Origin of the sequence: Niastella vici (genome assembly GCF_002077945.1) — a bacterium.
In the GTDB taxonomy this organism is placed as follows: Bacteria; Bacteroidota; Bacteroidia; order Chitinophagales; family Chitinophagaceae; genus Niastella; species Niastella vici.
Genome location: NZ_LVYD01000089.1, coordinates 1 through 19738, shown reverse-complemented (window position 1 = coordinate 19738; position 19738 = coordinate 1). Strand labels below are relative to the sequence as shown.

9 protein-coding genes are annotated in these 19738 nt (G+C 44.2%); 8 read left to right on the top strand and 1 reads right to left on the bottom strand.

The window, feature by feature from the left end:
* Positions 1 to 14: 14 nt before the first annotated feature.
* Positions 15 to 1610 carry a GH39 family glycosyl hydrolase gene (locus tag A3860_RS34190; RefSeq protein ID WP_081155079.1) on the top strand — a complete coding sequence of 532 codons (1596 nt, stop codon included), beginning with the start codon at positions 15 to 17 and terminating at the stop codon, positions 1608 to 1610.
* A 51-nt stretch (positions 1611 to 1661) separates the two neighbouring features.
* Positions 1662 to 4094, top strand: a complete 2433-nt coding sequence (locus A3860_RS34185) for a glycoside hydrolase family 2 TIM barrel-domain containing protein (protein ID WP_081155078.1) — start codon at positions 1662 to 1664, stop codon at positions 4092 to 4094.
* Between the two features lie 109 nt (positions 4095 to 4203).
* Here A3860_RS34185 and A3860_RS34180 read toward each other — a convergent pair whose 3' ends face one another.
* On the bottom strand, positions 4204 to 5877 hold the full coding sequence (locus tag A3860_RS34180) for an alpha-L-fucosidase (RefSeq protein ID WP_081155075.1): 1674 nt from the start codon (positions 5875 to 5877) through the stop codon (positions 4204 to 4206).
* Between the two features lie 357 nt (positions 5878 to 6234).
* On the opposite strand from A3860_RS34180, the gene A3860_RS34175 reads away from it, so the two are divergent.
* The 6 genes from A3860_RS34175 (at position 6235) to A3860_RS34150 (ending at position 19568) form a co-directional block, all read left to right on the top strand.
* Entirely contained in the window at positions 6235 to 7458 is a 1224-nt protein-coding gene (locus A3860_RS34175) for a glycoside hydrolase family 5 protein (protein WP_081155073.1), read from the top strand.
* A 47-nt stretch (positions 7459 to 7505) separates the two neighbouring features.
* Positions 7506 to 9218, top strand: coding sequence for a family 43 glycosylhydrolase (locus tag A3860_RS34170; protein ID WP_081155070.1), 1713 nt, complete (start codon positions 7506 to 7508; stop codon positions 9216 to 9218).
* A 409-nt stretch (positions 9219 to 9627) separates the two neighbouring features.
* The gene (xyl3A, locus tag A3860_RS34165) at positions 9628 to 12225 is read left to right on the top strand and encodes a xylan 1,4-beta-xylosidase (RefSeq protein ID WP_081155067.1); all 2598 of its coding nucleotides are present in this window, start codon (positions 9628 to 9630) and stop codon (positions 12223 to 12225) included.
* Positions 12222 to 14726 (top strand): glycoside hydrolase family 2 TIM barrel-domain containing protein, encoded by a 2505-nt coding sequence (locus tag A3860_RS34160; protein ID WP_216823571.1) that lies wholly within the window; start codon positions 12222 to 12224, stop codon positions 14724 to 14726. Before xyl3A ends, A3860_RS34160 begins: the two co-directional genes overlap by 4 nt.
* Positions 14727 to 14787: 61 nt before the next feature.
* Positions 14788 to 17907, top strand: a complete 3120-nt coding sequence (locus A3860_RS34155; RefSeq protein WP_081155064.1) for a SusC/RagA family TonB-linked outer membrane protein — start codon at positions 14788 to 14790, stop codon at positions 17905 to 17907.
* Positions 17908 to 17972: 65 nt separating this feature from the next.
* Positions 17973 to 19568 (top strand): RagB/SusD family nutrient uptake outer membrane protein, encoded by a 1596-nt coding sequence (locus tag A3860_RS34150; RefSeq protein ID WP_081155062.1) that lies wholly within the window; start codon positions 17973 to 17975, stop codon positions 19566 to 19568.
* The last annotated feature ends 170 nt before the right edge of the window (positions 19569 to 19738 follow it).

Below are 19738 nucleotides of genomic sequence, written 5' to 3'. Positions count from 1 at the left end.
ACGGAAAATTACAAATGAAAAAAACACTTTTTTTATTGGCAATCCTGAATTATTCCCTGTCAGGAAAACTGATTGCCCAATCCTCAAAACAGAACAAACCGGCCATTCCCGAACGGGTATTACAGATCGACTTCAACAAAGTCGCAGGAAAAACCAATACCATGTATAACGCCTGTGTTGGCGCAGGCCGTGCAAACGAAGGCCTGCGGGCCGATTGGCAGCAGCAGCTGGCTTATGTAAGAAAAGAATGCGGTTTCAGGTATATCCGCATGCACGGTCTTTTAACAGATGACATGGCGGTTTATAAAGAAGATAATCATGGTAAACCTGAGTACAATTACATGTATGTTGATGTATTGTTCGATTTTTTACACAGCATTGGAATGAAACCCTTTGTTGAACTGGGGTTTATGCCTTCCGCACTGGCCAGTGGTCCCCAAACGATCTTTTGGTGGCGGGGAAATGTTACACCGCCACGAGACTACAACAAATGGGCTGATTTGATCCGTAACGTGGTGCAGCATTTCACAGAGCGTTATGGCGCAGAGGAAGTAAAGACCTGGTATTTTGAAGTGTGGAATGAACCGAATCTTTCACCCGGATTCTGGACCGGAACGCAGGCCGATTATTTTAAATTATACAAATACACTGCCGAGGCAGTCAAAAGTGTAAACAAAGCGTATCGTGTTGGCGGACCGGGAACTGCCGGAGCTGCCTGGGAATCTGAAACGATTGATTATTGCCATAAGAATAATGTGCCCATAGATTTTATCAGTACCCATGCTTACGGCGTAAAGCAGGGGTTCCTTGATGAGTATGGCAATGGTGGCACTGTACTCGATAAAAATCCTATGAGCGTTAGCGGTGATGTATTGCAGTCGCGCAGGGAAATTGCCGCTTCGCCAATGCCAAACCTGGAACTCCATTACACTGAGTGGAGTGCATCCTATACGCCGGCCGATCCCATTCATGACAGCTATCACGAGGCCGCGTATGTGCTGCAAAAATTGAAGCAGGTTGGCAGTGCCGCCAACTCTATGTCGTATTGGGTTTTTACCGATATTTTCGAAGAATCAGGCCCGCGCTTTACCCCTTTTCATGGCGGTTTTGGCATGTTGAATACCCAGGGCATTAATAAGCCGGTATTCTATGCATACCAGTTCATAAACCGGCTGGGAGATCTTGAACTGGCCAATAACGATTCCTGTTCATGGGTTTGCCGCGATTCAACCGGCAATGTGCAGGCGCTGGTTTGGGATTTCACCAACACGCATCCGGGCGATTCCGTGCACAACCAGGTGTACTATATCCGCGATTTACCAGCAAGATCAAAAGGAAAATTAAAGGTCAATATCGCAAATGTACCTGACGGTATGTATGCCCTTGAAATGTATAAAACAGGTTACCGCTGCAACGATGCGTATTCCACCTATCTTACCATGGGCAGGCCTGCGCAATTGACCAGGCAGCAGGTGGAACAAATAAAGAAACAGAATGACGGCTCACCGGTTTCCAGGGAAGTTATTACAATAAAGAACGGAATGCCCTTTTTAAAGGAACTGGAGATCCGTGAAAATGATGTTTACTTTTTAAACCTCGTCAGGCTTTGAAATTAGTTACAATCAGCAGTACTACTTAGCAAAAATTAACAAGTGAAGTAAATGAAATGGAATAAATGTCTTCTTTTTTTGATAGGGTCTTTATTAATTATCACAAACGTAACAGCACAAATAAAGCCGGCGGGAACTTTTTCCTTTAATGCAGGATGGAAATTTTTTCCCGGTGATGCCGCTGCGGCTGATCCGGCTTTTAATGATAATACATGGCGGCAATTAGATCTTCCTCACGACTGGAGTATTGAATTACCTTTCGACAGTACCAGCCCAACTGGTACAGGTGGTGGCGCTTTGCGCGGTGGCATTGGCTGGTACCGGAAAACATTTACAGTTCCGGCATCCGAAAAAGAAAAGAGGGTAGCCATCCTGTTCGATGGTGTTTACCGTAACAGTGAGGTGTGGATCAATGGGCATTATCTGGGCAAAAGACCGAATGGATATATTTCTTTTCAGTATGAACTTACTCCCTATGTTAACTTTGGCAATGCGTCCAATGTGATAGCGGTAAAAGTGGATAATTCGCAACAGCCAAACAGCCGCTGGTACAGCGGCTCTGGTATCTACCGGAATGTTTGGCTTACTATTACCGGCAAAACACATGTTGCCCAATGGGGAACATACCTTACCACGCCCGAAGTAACTGATAAAAAGGCGACAGCTCATCTCCGGATAACGGTCAATTTACCTGCGGGAAAAAATCAAACTGTTGTTGCAGCTACTACCATTTATAATAGTGGGGGAGTGGAAGTGGCAAAACTTTCCTCTCCGTTGACGCCTGTGCAGGATACAACCGTAACCCTTACACAAAAGTTTGTGATCAATAACCCGGTATTATGGTCGGTTGACCGGCCATACCTGTATAAGGCCGTTATCAATATCATCTCAAACGGGAAAACCGTAGATCAATACACGACTCCTTTTGGGGTGCGGTATTTTTCCTTCGACGCCGATAAAGGATTTTTCCTGAACGGTAAACACGTTAAGATAACCGGTGTATGCAACCATCATGATTTGGGTTGTTTGGGAACAGCGGTCAATACAAGGGCGCTTGAGCGTCAACTGCAGATCTTAAAAGGTATGGGTATTAATGGTATCCGTACGTCCCACAATCCACCGGCGCCAGAACTGCTGAACCTATGCGACAAAATGGGTTTTATTGTAATGGATGAAGCCTTTGATATGTGGAAGCAGGAAAAGAACAGGTATGATTATCACCTGGATTTTGACCAATGGTACAAAAAAGATCTGGAAGACCAGGTTGTACGGGATCGTAACCATCCAGCTGTTTTTATGTGGAGTATAGGAAATGAAATACAGGAGCAATGGAAGAAAGGCGATGATACAAGCGGAGCAGGTATTCTGCGCGATCTTCACAATATTGTAAAGGGGTTGGATGACAGGCCTACGGTAACCGCCAATAATGAAACCAATCCCTGGAACGTATTGCTGCATGCAAATGTTACCGATATGATCGGATATAACTACAATCATCACAGGTGGAGTGCTGACTCGGTACAAAAAACCTGGGGGCGCAAACCTTTTATTATAACCGAATCGGCATCGGCCCTGCAAACACGTGGCAGTTATGATATGCCCTCCGACAGTATCCGCCGCTGGCCTTTGCGCTGGGATCTGCCGGTTGAAGGCGCCAATGCAGATCTGACCTGCTCGGCCTACGAGAATTGCTCAGCGCCATGGGGCGGTACGCATATAGAAACACTAAAGCATTTTTTAAAGAACGATAATGTTAGTGGCATGTTTATCTGGACGGGTTTCGATTACATAGGCGAACCCACGCCGTATCCATGGCCTGCACGTAGCTCTTACTTTGGTATTGTTGACCTGGCGGGCTTCCCTAAAGATGCTTACTATTTATACCAAAGCGTATTTACCACGAACAATGTATTGCACCTGTTCCCCCATTGGAACTGGAAACCCGGTGAAACCATCGACATGTGGGCTTACTACAACAACGCTGACGAGGTGGAACTCTTCATTAATGGAAAATCGCAGGGCGTAAAAAGAAAAACAGGCGACGACCTGCATGTGATGTGGCGTGTAAAATATGAACCCGGCAACGTAAAGGCCGTTTCCAGAAAAAATGGCAAATTGGTTATGACCAAAGAAATAAGAACAGCAGGGGCGCCGGCAAAGATCATTTTAACGGCTGACAGAAGTAATATTAAAGCCAATGGAGAAGACCTTTCTTTTGTAACAGTGAAAATTGTTGACCGCGACGGCAATCCGGTGCCCAACGCCAATGATCTTATAATCTTTAAAATTAAAGGCGAAGGTGTCATTGCAGGTGTAGATAACGGCTACCAGGCCGACCTGTCATCTTTCAAAGCAGATAATAAAAAAGCGTTCAGGGGGCTGGCGCTTGCAGTGGTGCAGTCGAACAGGAAAGCAGGTCAGATTATGCTTACTGCAACTGCAGCAGGATTGCAGGGTGCAACGATCGTTATAAACGCAAAATAATTCATCGGCCCACGTATGGCTGTTACTATTGACATTGGTGAAACAAAGAAAGCCGCTGAGAATAGATCCTCTGCGGCTTTCTTTGCAATAATCGAAAGGCGAAAATTGATTATCCGGTAATGCCTGAAATTTTCAGGGCAAAAGCATTGTCACAGGGTTTATTATCCGGAAGCTTTACCAGCAAACCTTCTGCTCCCTGTTCCCATTGCACCTTTCCTGTATACCCCAGTAAATTCACTTCCGTTACTTTTTTGTTGCCAACCTGTGGCGAACCAGCTGCAAGAGATCTTACAACCACCTGTTTATTTTCGGGCCATCCAAAAAAGGTAGCATATAATGCGTTACCTTTTTGGGTAAACCTGAGATCTTCTGCCGTAAAAAGCCTTGCCGCTCCTTCATTGAAACCCTGCCCGTGTAAAGGTTTGGCATTGGCAATTGAGGGGCCTTCGCCAAATATTTTCCATGGCCTTGTAGCAAATATGGCTTCGCTGTTGACGGCCATCCATTTACCAATATCCTGCACTACCGCCAGTTCCTGTTCGTCTATAGTGCCATCGGCGCGTACCGGTATGTTCAGCAGCAGGTTACCGTTTTTACTTACTACGTCAACCAACTGGTTCACTACGTCGCGAACGCTTTTATATTCTTTTCGATCGTAGATACGGCGATCGTAATGCCAACCGCCGATACAGGTACAGGTTTGCCAGGGTAGGGGCTCTATATTATTGCTGGAGCCTTTCTCAATATCCCATACCATGCATTTACGTTGTTTTTCATCGAGGATCTTTCCATTAATAACAGCTTCCAGCTTTCCGTGCCTGTTGATGCTCTCATTATACATGTGTGCCGCAATGCGCAAACCGGCATCACTAATGGGCCATAAAGGCAATGCCGTGTCATCAAAATATACCAGGTCGGGATGGTATTTATTGATGAGGTCAACCGTTCTGTTATAAAAGCTTTCGCAGTATGCCTTATCCGGAACGCAAACGCCTTCACCCCAATGCCATTGTTTATGAATGGTATTGACGTTTTCGCTGCCGGCGCTGAGCGCATGGTTTTGCGCATACAATTGCTGCGGGTCCAACCCTTCCCACCAGGTGCCTTTGCCATCGGCTTTTGTTAATTTGCCATCATATGGTATGCCGGCCATTGGGCCGCTTTTATCGCTTCTTTGCGCTGTTTCGTACCACGGCCAGGCATGGGCTGCATGCACGCTTACGCCAAACCGCAACCCTTGTTTTTGCGCGGCCTTTGCCCATCCGCCGATAAGATCTTTTTTGGGCCCCACCTTAACAGAGTTCCACGGTTGGTAGCGACTGTTATAATTGTCGAAATTGTCGTGGTGATTAGCCATGGCTACAAAGTACTGTGCCCCTGCTTTTTTATACAATTCCACCAACTGATCGGGATTCCAGTTTTCGGCCTTCCATTGATGGATCACATCTTTGAACCCTACTTTTGAAGGATGTCCGTATTTTTCGAGGTGATATTTATAATGCTCATTTCCTTCTACGTACATGAATCGTGCGTACCAGTCGCCATGTTCCGGCTGGCATTGGGCGCCCCAGTGGGCCCACATGCCGAATTTGGCATCGCGAAACCAGTCGGGTACCGTATATTTTTCAAGCGAATCCCAGTTGGGGTTAAAGGGACCTTTGGCCATTTTTTCGCCCGGCTCTCCATATTTGTAAAGATCCGGCAATGGTTCGCCGAATGTTTTTGAAAGCCACCATGCAGGTAAGGTGGCGGCCATCCCTTTTATCAATTTCCGTCTATTCATATGTAAGTCGTTTTTATTTAAATATCATGAATGAAATGATCCTGGGAAGGTGCTTACCCGAAACCAGCTCTTCATAAAAACTTCAGCAATCGATTGTAAAATATATATAAATATTTAATGAAGTTTGAAAAGGTCGGATTTGTATAAAACAAAGTCTTATTTGTTTAAGGACCTGTCCATGTCTCTTCGCTTGAAATAGGATGAAACCCATTTGCCTGCAACATTCAGCGCCCTCATCTGCATCAAATGACGCCCCCGGTTCAAGCACTGCTAAGGTAGCTTTACAGCATTGCTTCACTTGAAAGATCGTCCACAAACTCTTGATTATAATTGTAAATCTTTAAAAAATTTAATCAAATGAGACGCATTAATCTAACGCCATTGCTTGTTATTGCCATTTGCTCTTTATTCGCCTGCAACAGGGAGATAAATCGTTCGTCTGCGACCCCAATCAACGGAGAAAAAAGCCAGGGTGACGCAAACGCAAGAAGGGCTTCCTATCCCAGCTATAATACCAACCCACTGCCACCTGACCCTACCGGTATGTCGGGCAATGCTGTTCAGCTTGCTTCAAAAATTAAACTGGGAATAAATATCGGAAATACATTGGAAGCGATTGGAGGTGAAACTGCATGGGGTAATCCGCAAATTACCAAATCTTATATCGATTTTATTAAACAAAGTGGATTTAATGCAGTACGTATTCCGTGTTCATGGGATCAATATGCCAATGCTTCTACAGCAGAGATACAAGCCCAGTGGCTTGACCGCGTAAAACAGGTAGTGCAGTATTGTATTGACGATAGCCTGTATGCTATCCTTAACATCCATTGGGATGGCGGATGGCTTGACAATAATATTACAACCCAGGCGCAGGCTTCAGTGAATGCAAAACAAAAAGCATTTTGGGAGCAAATTGCTACCAAAATGCGTGACTTTGATGAACACCTGCTATTTGCCAGCGCCAATGAACCGCCTGTAGAAAATGCCACGCAGATGAATATCCTGCTTTCTTATCATCAAACGTTTATTAATGCAGTGCGGTCAACGGGTGGACGCAATACATATCGGGTGTTAGTTGTACAGGCGCCTTCCACAGATATTGATAAGGCTGCCACATTGATGAACACGCTTCCTACAGATCCTACTCCTAACCGCATGATGACTGAAGTACACTACTATTCGCCGTATCAGTTCTGTCTCATGAGCGCGGATGCCACATGGGGCAATATGTTTTATTATTGGGGACAAAATAATCATTCTACCATAGAGCCTGCCCGTAATGCCACATGGGGTGAGGAAGATTATGTTATTGCTGAATTTCAAAAAATGAAAGCGAAATTTGCCGATAAAGGAATTCCGGTAATTCTGGGTGAATTTGGCGCTTACAGGCGCTCAACCCCTTTGGATATGGAAAAACACCAGGCATCAGTAGATCATTGGGCAACGTTTGTCACCAACCAGGCAATCGCAAATGGGCTTGAGCCATTCTGGTGGGATACCGGCGGCCTCTTAAGCAGAAGCAGCAATACGGTATTGGATCAACGGACACTCAATTCGTTAATACAGGGGGCACAATAATTACTGGTGTCCTGGGGGGTAAATGTGCCAAGACTAATTTATTTCATATGAATCGAATGTTTAAAAGGTTGCTGATCCTGTTTGCCTCTGTTGTTGTTTCTTTTATAGCCTGTTCACAACAGGGAACAATTTGCAACCCGGTGAATTTGAGTTACAGGTTTTGTTTGGATACTCCTTCAAGACGTGAGGCTGCCGACCCAACAATGGTTGCTTATAAAGGCGGGTACTATCTGTTTGCTTCAAAATCCGGCGGCTATTTTCATTCGACTGATTTAATAAATTGGGACCTGATAACTACAAACGACCTGCCACTTGAAGATTATGCTCCTGCTGCTGTAGTGCTAAACGATACTTTATATTTCATGGCTTCACATGGGGCGCCGCTGACTATTTATAAAACGGCCAATCCAAAGTCGGGAAAATGGCAAATTGCAAACGCTTCTTTTCCCATAGGAATGACTGACCCTGATTTATTGGTTGATGATGATGGCCGCTTGTTCTTTTATTACGGTTGCTCCAACTTCAATCCCATTTATGGGGTTGAACTCGATAAAAAGACGTTGAATCCCATCGGAAAACCTGTTGAACTTTTCAATAGCAAAAAAGAAGTTTTTGGTTGGGAACGGAAAGGCGACTACAATAATGAGGGGGAAAATCCGTGGATAGAAGGTTCGTGGATGACGAAATACAACGGCAGCTATTACCTGCAGTACTCAGGCCCTGGTACCCAGTATAAAAGCTACTGCGACGGCGTATATGTTTCGGATAAGCCGCTTGGTCCCTTTCAGTTAGCCAATCACAATCCTGCTTCGTATAAACCGGAAGGGTTTATAGCTGGTGCCGGACATAGCAGCACTTTTCAGGATAAATATGGCAATTACTGGCACATATCCACAATGACCATCTCCGTAAAACACATGTTTGAGCGTCGTCTTGGATTGTTTCCTGCTTTTTTTGATAAGGATGGTCAAATGTATGTATACACAGGCTTTGGCGATTTTCCATATAAGGTCCCAACAAAAAAAGTTGCCGGCCCCGGTGAATTGTTCCCAAAATGGATGTTGCTTTCTTATAACAAACCGGTGCAGGTATCTTCTGAGTTGGCCGGTCATCCTAAAAGTTTTGCAACGGATGAAGAGATAAGGACCTTCTGGAGTGCGAAAACCGGCAATAAAGGTGAATGGATAACCATAGATCTGCAGAAAGAAAATATCATAAACGCTGTTCAAATAAATTATGCTGAAAACGAAACAAAATTGTTGGGTCGCAGCCCTGAGATCTATTATCAATACCTGCTTGAGTATTCCGCCGATAACAGGAATTGGAAAACTTTAACAGATAAAACGCAGAACAAAACAGATCTCCCCCATGATTACATCGAATTGAAAAAAGCCGTTAAGGCCCGGTATGTACGACTTACGAATTATCGGGTGCCCGATGGCACGTTTGCGCTTGCCGGGCTACGGATTTTTGGTAATGCCGGCGGAAAGGTTCCAGCTGTTGTAGCGAATTTACATGCAGTACGTTCAAAAAATGATCATGCTGTAGTGAAATTAAACTGGACAAAATCTTCCGGTGCAATTGGCTACAACATCCGATACGGCGTTGCAAAGGATAAGTTGTATCATACTTACCAGGTTCTTGGAGCTGAATCTTTGACAATAGGAAGTTTAAACAGCCTTCAAAAGTATTATTTCACTATAGATGCGTTCAATGAAAGTGGCGTTACAAAAGGCAAAAATGTAATAACGGTTAATTGATAGGTTGATCCCTTAATAAAACAAATAACGATCGAAAAATAAGACTTTAGATAACAGGAAAACAGGTAGTCAATAAAGGCCCCCGGCTATATCAGAGCTTCCGGTGGGCCTTTTTTTTGCGCAGTTGAAAAATACGCCGGTCAATGTAATGCAGTCATTTTGGCAATACTGGTTGTATTCGTAATTACCGTATTTACCTGCCTGCACCATTTCATACCGCAGTTTGCACCATTTGAGTCCCATGTTAACCTCAGAACAGCAATAGATTTACAGCAAGAACACAGACCAAAAGATTGCTGTATATGAAAAGATCCCTGCTACTGCTTAACTACTTCTGTGCTTTTGCTTTTTATGCCTTATTGGCAGCACCTCCATCCCCGATAAAATAAAACGCACCTAATATCACAAAATGAAAAAGGCCTTTTTTGGTATCGCAGGTTTTATGGTAACGCTAAACGTATGGGCTCAGCAGCATCCTTATCAAAACCCGCGGCTGGGTTCAAAAGAACGGGCCAGGGATTTAATAACGCGTTTAACGCTGGAAGAAAAGGCGGCATTGATGTGTGATGTCTCAGAGCCTGTTCCCCGTTTGGGCATTAAGAAATTCAACTGGTGGAGCGAAGCATTGCATGGCATCAGATATGGCTATAACGTATCTGTTTTTCCTCAATCCATTGGGATGGCCGCTTCGTTTGACGATAAGCTTGTTCACGATGTTTTCAATGCTGTTTCCGATGAATTTCGTGCGAAATACCAGGAGGCTAAAAGGACGGGGCAGGAAAATAGCCGGTTTGTGAGCTTGTCTGTTTGGACCCCCAACATAAACATCTTCCGCGACCCGCGATGGGGACGTGGACAGGAAACCTATGGAGAGGACCCTTACCTCACCACTCGTATAGGGATTTCTGTTGTAAATGGACTTCAGGGACCTGCCGGTTCAAAATATAAAAAACTATTGGCATGCGCCAAACATTTTGCGGTACATTCCGGCCCTGAGTGGAGCCGGCATACACTGAACCTGAACAACATTAACCAGCGTGATCTATGGGAAACTTATTTGCCGGCATTCAAAGCGCTGGTTCAGCAAGCCGATGTGCGGGAAGTGATGTGTGCCTATCAGCGGTTGGATGATGAACCCTGTTGCGGCAGCACACGCCTGTTGCAAAAGATCCTTCGCAACGACTGGGGGTTCAAATACCTCGTTGTTTCCGATTGCGGTGCTATCGCGGATTTTTATACAAATCATAAAGTGTCCTCCGACGACATTCATGCTGCCGCTAAAGGAGTTTTGGCGGGAACCGATGTGGAATGCGGCTGGGGCTATGCATACAATAAATTGCCGCAGGCTGTTGAAAAAGGATTGATTAATGAAAAGGAAATAGATGAACATTTGGCGAAGGTCTTGACAGCACGTTTCGACTTAGGCGAAATGGACAATGATTCATTGGTGCCGTGGTCAAAGATCCCGGTGTCGGTAATTGATTCAAAAGAGCATCGGGAATTGGCCCTTAAAATGGCCCGGGAGTCAATGACACTGCTTCAAAATAAAAACAACATCCTTCCATTGTCAGGATCAGCAAAGAAAATTGCAGTAATAGGGCCCAATGCCGATGATGGATCTATGTTGTTGGGCAATTACAATGGTTTCCCGTCAGCTATCACTACAATTTTGAAGGGTGTTAAAACAAAACTTCCTGCAGACAATATATTTTATGATAAAGGTTGCGACCTGGTTGAAGACATGATTACCCAAAGCCTTTTTGAAAACTGCTCCTTTGATGGAAAATGGGGGATGAAGGCTACTTACTGGAACAACACAGCGTTTAAGGGCGATGCCGTGGCATATGAGCAACTGGTAAGTCCTGTACAATTAACTACTGCGGGTCAAAACCAATTTTGCCGTGGGGTAAATCTTAAAAATTTTTCCGGAAAATATGAAACGGTATACCATGCCAGCGAATCGGAGGAAATAGTGTTAAGATTGGAATTTGGCGGAAAAGGCGAAGTGATGGTAAACAATGAACCATTGTTTTCAAAGGAAGTATGGCAGGTAGCGCCAATCAGGCTTCCGTACAGGGTTGAAAAAGGGAAAGACTACAAAATTGAGGTTAAATTTTCAGCCATTTTCGATGGAATGGATGCAAGCCTTAAATTAAATATTGGCCGGGAGGTCCCGGTTGATTACGGTGAATTAATAAACAAACTGAAAGGAATAGATGCAGTGATCTTTGTTGGTGGAATTTCACCAAAATTGGAAGGAGAGGAAATGCCGGTGGAATTCCACGGGTTTAAAGGTGGCGACCGAACCAATATTGAACTACCCCAATCACAACGCAAATGTTTACAGGCGTTGAAAAAAGCAGGTAAAAAAATAGTATTCGTTAATTGCTCAGGCGCTGCCATTGCTTTAACACCTGAAACGGAAAGTTGTGATGCCATCCTGCAGGCCTGGTATGGCGGGCAATCAGGCGGACAGGCCGTTGCCGACGTACTTTTTGGCGATTATAACCCATCAGGAAAACTGCCTGTTACTTTCTATAAGACCTCAGAACAACTGGGCGATTTTGAAGATTACTCCATGAAAGGCCGTACATACCGGTTCATGAACGATGCACTTTTTCCCTTCGGTTACGGATTGAGTTATGCCACCTTTAAGATCGCAGCTGCACGGTTAAGTAAAACCACTATTAAAGCCGGCGAAAATATTCAATTGACCATACCTGTAACTAATACCAGTGACCGTTATGGCGCTGAGGTTATACAGGTGTATGTTCGAAAAGTGAACGATAAAGATGGCCCTTTAAAAACATTAAGAGGATTTAAGCGTGTGGAAATTCCGGCCGGTAAAATGCAACAGGTTGCCATTGAACTAACGCCTGCTGCATTTGAATTTTATGATGCGCGCCTGCAAAAAATGGCGATTGCTCCTGGAGAATATGAGATCTGTTATGGAACGAGTTCCGATGCAAAAGATCTGCAATCAGGCAGGATCTCGATTTTGCCATGAAGGGAACGGTTGAAATAACTTATTCTCCTGTAAAAAAATATGAAAAAACGGATATGTACTGGTTGAATCCATATAAAAGCGACTGTTATTATACAAAATTAATAGTATTGGTATGCTTACTGGCAGCAAGTTGTTTTGCTGGCTATGCGCAAAACATTGCCGGTATTGAGCGAAAGCAGTTATTTGATGATGATTGGAAATTCTTTTTGGGCGATACCGCTGCTGCCAGCTCAAAGGATTTCAATGATGAGCGTTGGCGCCATCTCGATCTGCCGCATGACTGGAGCATTGAAGGAAAAATAAATCCTAAAAATCCAACAGGAAATGCAGGGGGGTACTTTCCTGCAGGCATCGGCTGGTACAGGAAAAGCTTCCAGGTTCCCACGGAGTGGAAGAACAGGAACGTTGCAGTTTATTTCGAAGGCGTTTACATGAACGCCGAAGTGTTTATCAATGGAAGATCCCTGGGGGTTTATCCTTATGGCTATTCCTCCTTTAGTTATGATCTTTCGGCTTATTTGGAATTTGGTAAAGAAAATGTGATAGCAGTAAGGGTAAACAACGCTCAACAGGTAAACTGCCGCTGGTACAGCGGTTCCGGTATCTATCGCCATGTTTGGATGATGGTTACCGGCCGGGTGCATGTGGCACATTGGGGTGTTACCATTACCACTCCGCGCATTACTTCAAAAGAGGCAACAGTTCAGGTAAAAACATTGGTGAAAAACGAAATGGCTACCACCCAAAGTATTGTTCTTAAGACGCAGCTTTGGGATAAAAAATCAAAAAGTGCGGGTAGTGGTCAGGTTAAGATAGAACTTCCCGCCAACAGCGAAAAGGAGATCACACAATCTATACGTGTATCGGGGCCCTTACTTTGGTCGCCCGAAACGCCAGATTTATACCTGGCCCAGGTTCAGGTGATCAAAGACAGGCAGGTAGTTGACGACACTAAAACCGCTTTTGGTATCCGGTCAATACAATTTACTGTTGAAAAAGGGTTTCAGCTAAATGGCAAAACAGTGAAAATAAACGGTGGCTGTGCACATCATGATAATGGTTGCCTCGGTGCTGCAGCTTTTGACCGTGCCGAGGAACGGAAAGTTGAGTTGCTGAAAGCCGCCGGCTTCAATGCGGTAAGAACTTCTCACAATCCACCTTGCGAATCATTGCTGAACGCCTGCGACAAATTAGGGTTGCTGGTACTGGATGAGGTATTTGATGGCTGGAAAGCAGGGAAAAACAGGTATGATTATGCTGTAAATTTTGATCGATGGTGGGAACGCGATCTGGGTGGAATGGTTTTACGCGACCAGAATCATCCTTCCATAATTATGTGGAGTATAGGAAATGAAATAGTGGAGCGGGGTGATCCTGCAGCTGTGGAGACCGCTAAAATGCTTGTAAATGCTGTTAAGAAAACAGATACTACCCGCCCGGTTACTTCAGCCGTTGTAGATAATGGTAAGGAATGGGCAGCCTTTGATAAGCTTATGGCGGCACATGATGTAGCTGGTTATAATTATCATTTGTATAGTGCGCCTGCCGACCATGAAAGGGTGCCTTCCCGTATAATTGTTCAAACAGAATCGTATCCCCGCGATGCGTTTGCCAATTGGAAACTGCAACAAAATAATAGTTATATCATTGGAGATTTTGTTTGGACAGCCATCGATTATTTGGGCGAATCGGGCATAGGCCGTTGGTATTATTCGGGTGAAGTACCCGGGAACCACTGGGAGCATGATTTTTTCCCCTGGCATGGTGCATACTGTGGCGATATTGATTTAATTGGCTGCAGAAAGCCTGTATCACATTACAGAAGTCTGCTGTATAATAATACGGAGAAGCTTTACATGGCTGTACGTGAACCCCAACAGGAACCCCTCGAAATTAAAGAAACCTGGTGGTCGGTTTGGCCCACCTGGGAAAGTTGGACGTGGCCAGGGTTTGAAGGGAAAACTATTCAGGTAGAAGTGTATTCAAAATACGCCAAAGTCAGACTTTACCTCAATAACAAACTTATTGGCGAAAAGGAAACCACCCCTGAACAGGAGTATAAAGCCACATTTGCCGTGACCTGGTTACCAGGTGTGCTTAAAGCTGTTGCAGTGGAAAATGATAAAGAAATTGAATCAACCATGCTGCAAACTTCCGGCGATGGTGCAAAAATAAAATTAACTGCCGACCGGAAGGAAATAGTAGCCAATGGGCAAGACCTGTCTTATGTTACCATAGAGATCACAGACAAAGATGGTGTATTACAACACGGTGCTGCAAACCGCCTGCATGTGAACATGGAAGGGCCGGGCGTAATTGCAGGCATAGATAATGCTGATTTGAAAGACTATGATCCCTATGCAGGCAATACGCGCAAGGCATGGCACGGACGTGCATTGGTTGTAATCAGAAGTACACACGGTGTAGGCGATATTAAATTAACGGTTACTTCACCGGGATTGCCTGAAGCTGCTTTAACTATCAAAACATTGAACCCCTGACTCTTACGAAAACCGAACTAACGGTTATATATTATCATTATTCAAAACCAAACGCTTCAATATGAAAAGATCAAAAAAGGAGACACTGCAATTTCTGCTTTGTACAATGATTTCAGTCTTGCTGCTAAGCTATTCCGCTTTGGCGCAAACGGCCAAAATAAGGGGTACGATTACTGCTGAGCGAACAGCTACGGCCGTGCCCGGAGTCTCAGTAAAAATAAAGGGAAGTAGTATCAATGCGGTAACAGATGAATCGGGGCATTTTAATATTAACGCAGCGCCAGGTGATATTTTGGTTATTACTTCTGTCGGTTTCAAACCCCGGGAAGTAAAAGTGGAAGGCAATGGTGAAATTACATTGCAATTACAGGAAGAATTCACCAAAATGGATGAGGTCGTGGTCATCGGTTATGGCACCGCCAAAAAGCGAAATGTTGTTGGGGCATTAGACATTGTATCGACTAAAGAGGCCGGCGCCACTACGTCAACCAATCCTTCACAATTGCTGATAGGAAAATCAGCTGGTGTTCAGATTATACAATCTAACGGTACCCCGGGCGCTGATGCGCAGATCATTATTCGTGGTACGGGTTCATTTACAAGTGTAGACCCTCTTTATGTTATTGATGGTATTCAGAGCGATAAAAACCTCTTCAACACATTAAGTGCGCAGGATATTGAGAATATTACAATATTGAAAGATGCATCATCCACTGCCATTTACGGTTCCGCGGCAGCTAACGGAGTAGTCATTGTAACTACAAAAAAAGCTAAATCAGGTGCACCGAAAATAACAGTTACCTCTCAATGGGGCGTTGCAAAAGCATGGAAACAATTAGATTTGCTGAATGCCGCACAATATGTTGACCTCCTGAAAGATTTTGCTGCTACAAGCAATACCACGCTGCCTGCAAAGTTTAACACCCCTTCTGTTCTTGTGGACAGTAACAACTGGCAGAATAATATTTTCCGTAATGCCCTGGTTTCGGAAAGTAATGTAAACCTGAGTGGCGGTAGCGAAAAAGTTACTTATGGATTATCGCTTGGCTATATCAGCCAGGAGTCTATTGTAGAAAAATTTGTCAATAAACGTTTTAATGCACGCTTCTCTCTTGACGAGAAACTGGGCCGTTTTCATTTCGGCCAAAGTCTTGCCATCAGGCGAACAAAAAGCGAAGGCCAAACGGCCAGTTTGACTGGTGCTATAAGCTATGCGCCCTATAAACCTGTTTATGACAAAAACATTCCGGGCGGTTATTCAATTATGTCGAATGTAGAAGATTTCAGCAATGCAATAAATCCTTTACAGTCCATAAACCTGGAGCACCCCGTTTCAACAGATTATATTTTCTTTCCTCAAACCTTTGCAGAAGTTAATCTTATTAAAGGGCTTCGTTTCAGATCGCAGCTTTCTGCAGAAATAGGCGGCAGTAAAGCCACCAACTACAAGTATCCATATACATTGTCAAACTATCTCACTTCTCCCCGCCAGGCAACGTTAGGTTACGGAAGTTATTCTAGTTATATCCTGGAAAACTATTTTTCATATGATCGTAGTTTTGGCAAACATGCGGTGTCTGCAACTGTAGGTAACAGCTATATTGATGCGGGTGAATCGTCCGGATTAACTGCAGCAGGTTCCAATCTGCCAAATGATAATGTACAAAATATCAGTGTGGCGCCTACGCAAACAGTGACATCTAGCTCTTACGGGTATGCCCAGCCTTCGATGGTCTCTTATTTTGGACGTGTAAGTTATACGTATGATTCCAAATATATTATATCTGCAAGTATCAGGAGTGACGGCGCTTCGAACTTTGGAGAAAAAAATCGCTTTGGTAATTTCCCGGGCGTGGGGGTTGCCTGGAACCTAAGCGATGAAGATTTCATGAAAACAGTGTCATTTATATCTAATGCCAAGTTACGGGCAGGATATGGAAAAACAGGGAATAACAAAATTCCAACTACCGGTATCACTTCCGTACTAACCTTCAGTGGGAGCCCCGCTGGTAATGCTGTTTATTCATTGGGTTCAAGTGAGGCATTGGCAAATGGCACCAGTATTAACACATTGGCCAACCCTGGCATAAAATGGGAGGCAACCGAGCAAACAGATATCGGGTTAGACGTTGCTTTTCTGAATAACAAAATTAGTTTGACTGTAGATTGGTATAACCGTAAAAGTTCTGATCTTTTAGTACAGGTGCCTGTTCCGGGAAGCACTGGCGCTTCAAATAGCGGCGGACAACCTGCTATATATGCAAACGCTGCAAGTGCACAGAACAAGGGTATTGAATTTACGGTTGGTTATCATGATCAGGCAGGCAAGCTATCTTACAATATCAATGCAAATATATCTTATAACAAGAATAAGGTGTTGAGTTTGGGTAAGCAGTTCGCAGCTCCCATTAAAGATGGCACCGTCAATGGGTCAGCAATAACTTATACCGCTCCCGGTTCTCCTGTGGGTGCTTTTTATGGTTACAGGCTCGATCATGTTGCCAAAGACCAGGCTGAAATAAGCGCATTGAATGCCAAGGCGCCAGGCGGTCTTTTCCAGGATGGACTATTACCCGGTGATTTCATATTTAAGGATCTGAATAGCGATGGAATTGTAAACAGTCTGGATCAGCAGATCCTCGGCAGCCCGATACCCAAATATATTTACGGGTTTAATGCCGGAGCAAATTATGGAAATTTTGATTTGAATATTGTTTTATCAGGTATTGCAGGGGTTCAGGTGATAAACGGGATTAAAGGTAATACACATTTGGAAGGTACAGGGCATAATGCCACTACTGCCATCCTCGATCGCTGGCGCAAGCCTGGTGATGTGGCCAAATTGCCACGGGCTGGTCAAAATTTAACTGCTTCAGGAAACGTGCGGCCATCTGATTGGAGTTTGGAAGATGGCGCTTATATGAGGTTGAGAAATATTACTCTTGGCTATTCGGTGCCCCAGAAAGTAATTAGTCGCATGACAGGTACAAATATATTTAGCAGTATACGTATTTATGCCGCCGCTCAAAACCTGTTTACCATTACAAAATACAGTGGTTATGATCCTGAGTTGAGCAACCAGGGCGGGGCTTCGTCACAGTACATCTTTGCAAGAGGAATTGATGATGGTTCGTTACCTCAGCCACGAACCCTTATGGCTGGCATCCAGCTTGGATTTTAATTCAGGTAACAGATCTCAAAAAAATATTGGTTTTAAAAGAAGTTGAAACTTAAAATATTAATTGTATGAGAAAAATAATCGCATACTTTCTGTTAGCCTCATTGATAGTTGGAGCTGGCAGTTGTAAAAAATCGAGACTTGACCTTGAAAGCAGAAGTGCTTACGATTTCAATAATTATTTTACTAACAAGGATGCTATGAATCAGGCTGTAGTATCAACCTACGCCACCCTTCTTCACCAGGGATTGTGGGCAAGAGATTACTATTATATTTTTGATATGCTGGGGTTTGAAGCGAAAAGGACCACGAATCTGCAGGGTGGTTTCGCACAATTGGGCAGTTATTCCTTCGGCACCAATCAGGAGAACATCTCACAGTTATGGAACAGTCTTTACCGGATGGTATTCCGTGCAAATGTGGTAATTGACCGTGCCACCGTTTGGAATCCATCGGTTACATCGGATCAGCAACTCGCAAAGCAATATATTGCCGAGGCAAAATTTTTGAGGTCATATGCTTATTTCCACATCGTTAATTTATGGGGAGCCGCTCCGCTGATAAAAACATATGAGGATATTTTAAAAAACAACTATACGCCCCGAAGTCCTGCAACAGCGATCTGGGAGTTTATTGAAACAGATCTTACCTCAGCAATACCCGATCTTCCTGTTACTTATGCATCAACAGATCTGGGGAGGGCTACCAGAGGCGCTGCCACAGCATTATTAGGCAAATCCTACTTGTATGAAAAAAAATGGGCCCTTGCTCAATCAACATTAAAACTCCTTACCCAGGCGCCCTATTCATACGATCTGGATCCGTCGTATGATAATTTGTTCAGTACAACAAACCAGAATAGTGTTGAGAACATCTTTCAGGTAATGAACGGTACATGGACAGACTGGTCTATAGGAAACCAGTATTATATGTTTGGTGGCCAGGAAACCTGGGGTGGAAAAGCCACGCATACCGGCAGAGCGCAGGAGTACGGCTTTAAAGACTGGTGGAATACCTATGTAACAACAGCCGCTGTAAAAGCATTTAAATATGCAAATCCTGTAAACGGCACTTCCTATGTTGACCCCCGTGCCTATTCTACATTCTATGGTGACAAACCAAGCGGTGGTGACACGGTTTATTGTGAAAGTTGTTCTGCAGGAAAAATATCTTATCCATTCAATGCCGCTGATCCGCAAGGGGATTATAGCTGGAGAAAATATGAATATTATGATAAAGTGGCTTCTTTTGGCGGTCCACAAAGTTCCATCAATGGACAGGTTATCCGTTTTGCAGATGTATTGCTGATGCTTGCAGAAACCTATATTCAACAAGGCGATTTCGGCGCCACACCCCTGGGGCTCATAAACAGGGTAAGGCAACGGGTTGCAGCAGTAAATTACCTGAATTTGGGTGGCAGTCAAACTGCAGCGATGAATATCCTGATGCGTGAAAGACAGCTGGAACTTTGTGGTGAGCAAAGCCGTTATTTTGACCTCATTCGTTGGGGCATTGCCAAACAGGTAATTAACAGTCTGAAGGCTGCTGAGCCTGCAGATGGCACGCAACCTTTTCAGGATAAGCATGTCTTGTTTCCCATCCCGAATGTTGAGAAAGATTATAATCCAAACGTGGCAAATGATATCGCAAATGATTGGAATTAGATTAGATAAATCTCATAAAGCCACTTTTTGATCGGCCATTGCTCGACTAAAAAATGCGACAATCGATTGTTAGGTAATTATACGGCTCCGGCGAATCTGGCCGGAACCTCGGAAAAAGGATCGCGAAAGCGGTCCTTTTACTTTTGGTGCGCCCGGCACGGGCGCAAACT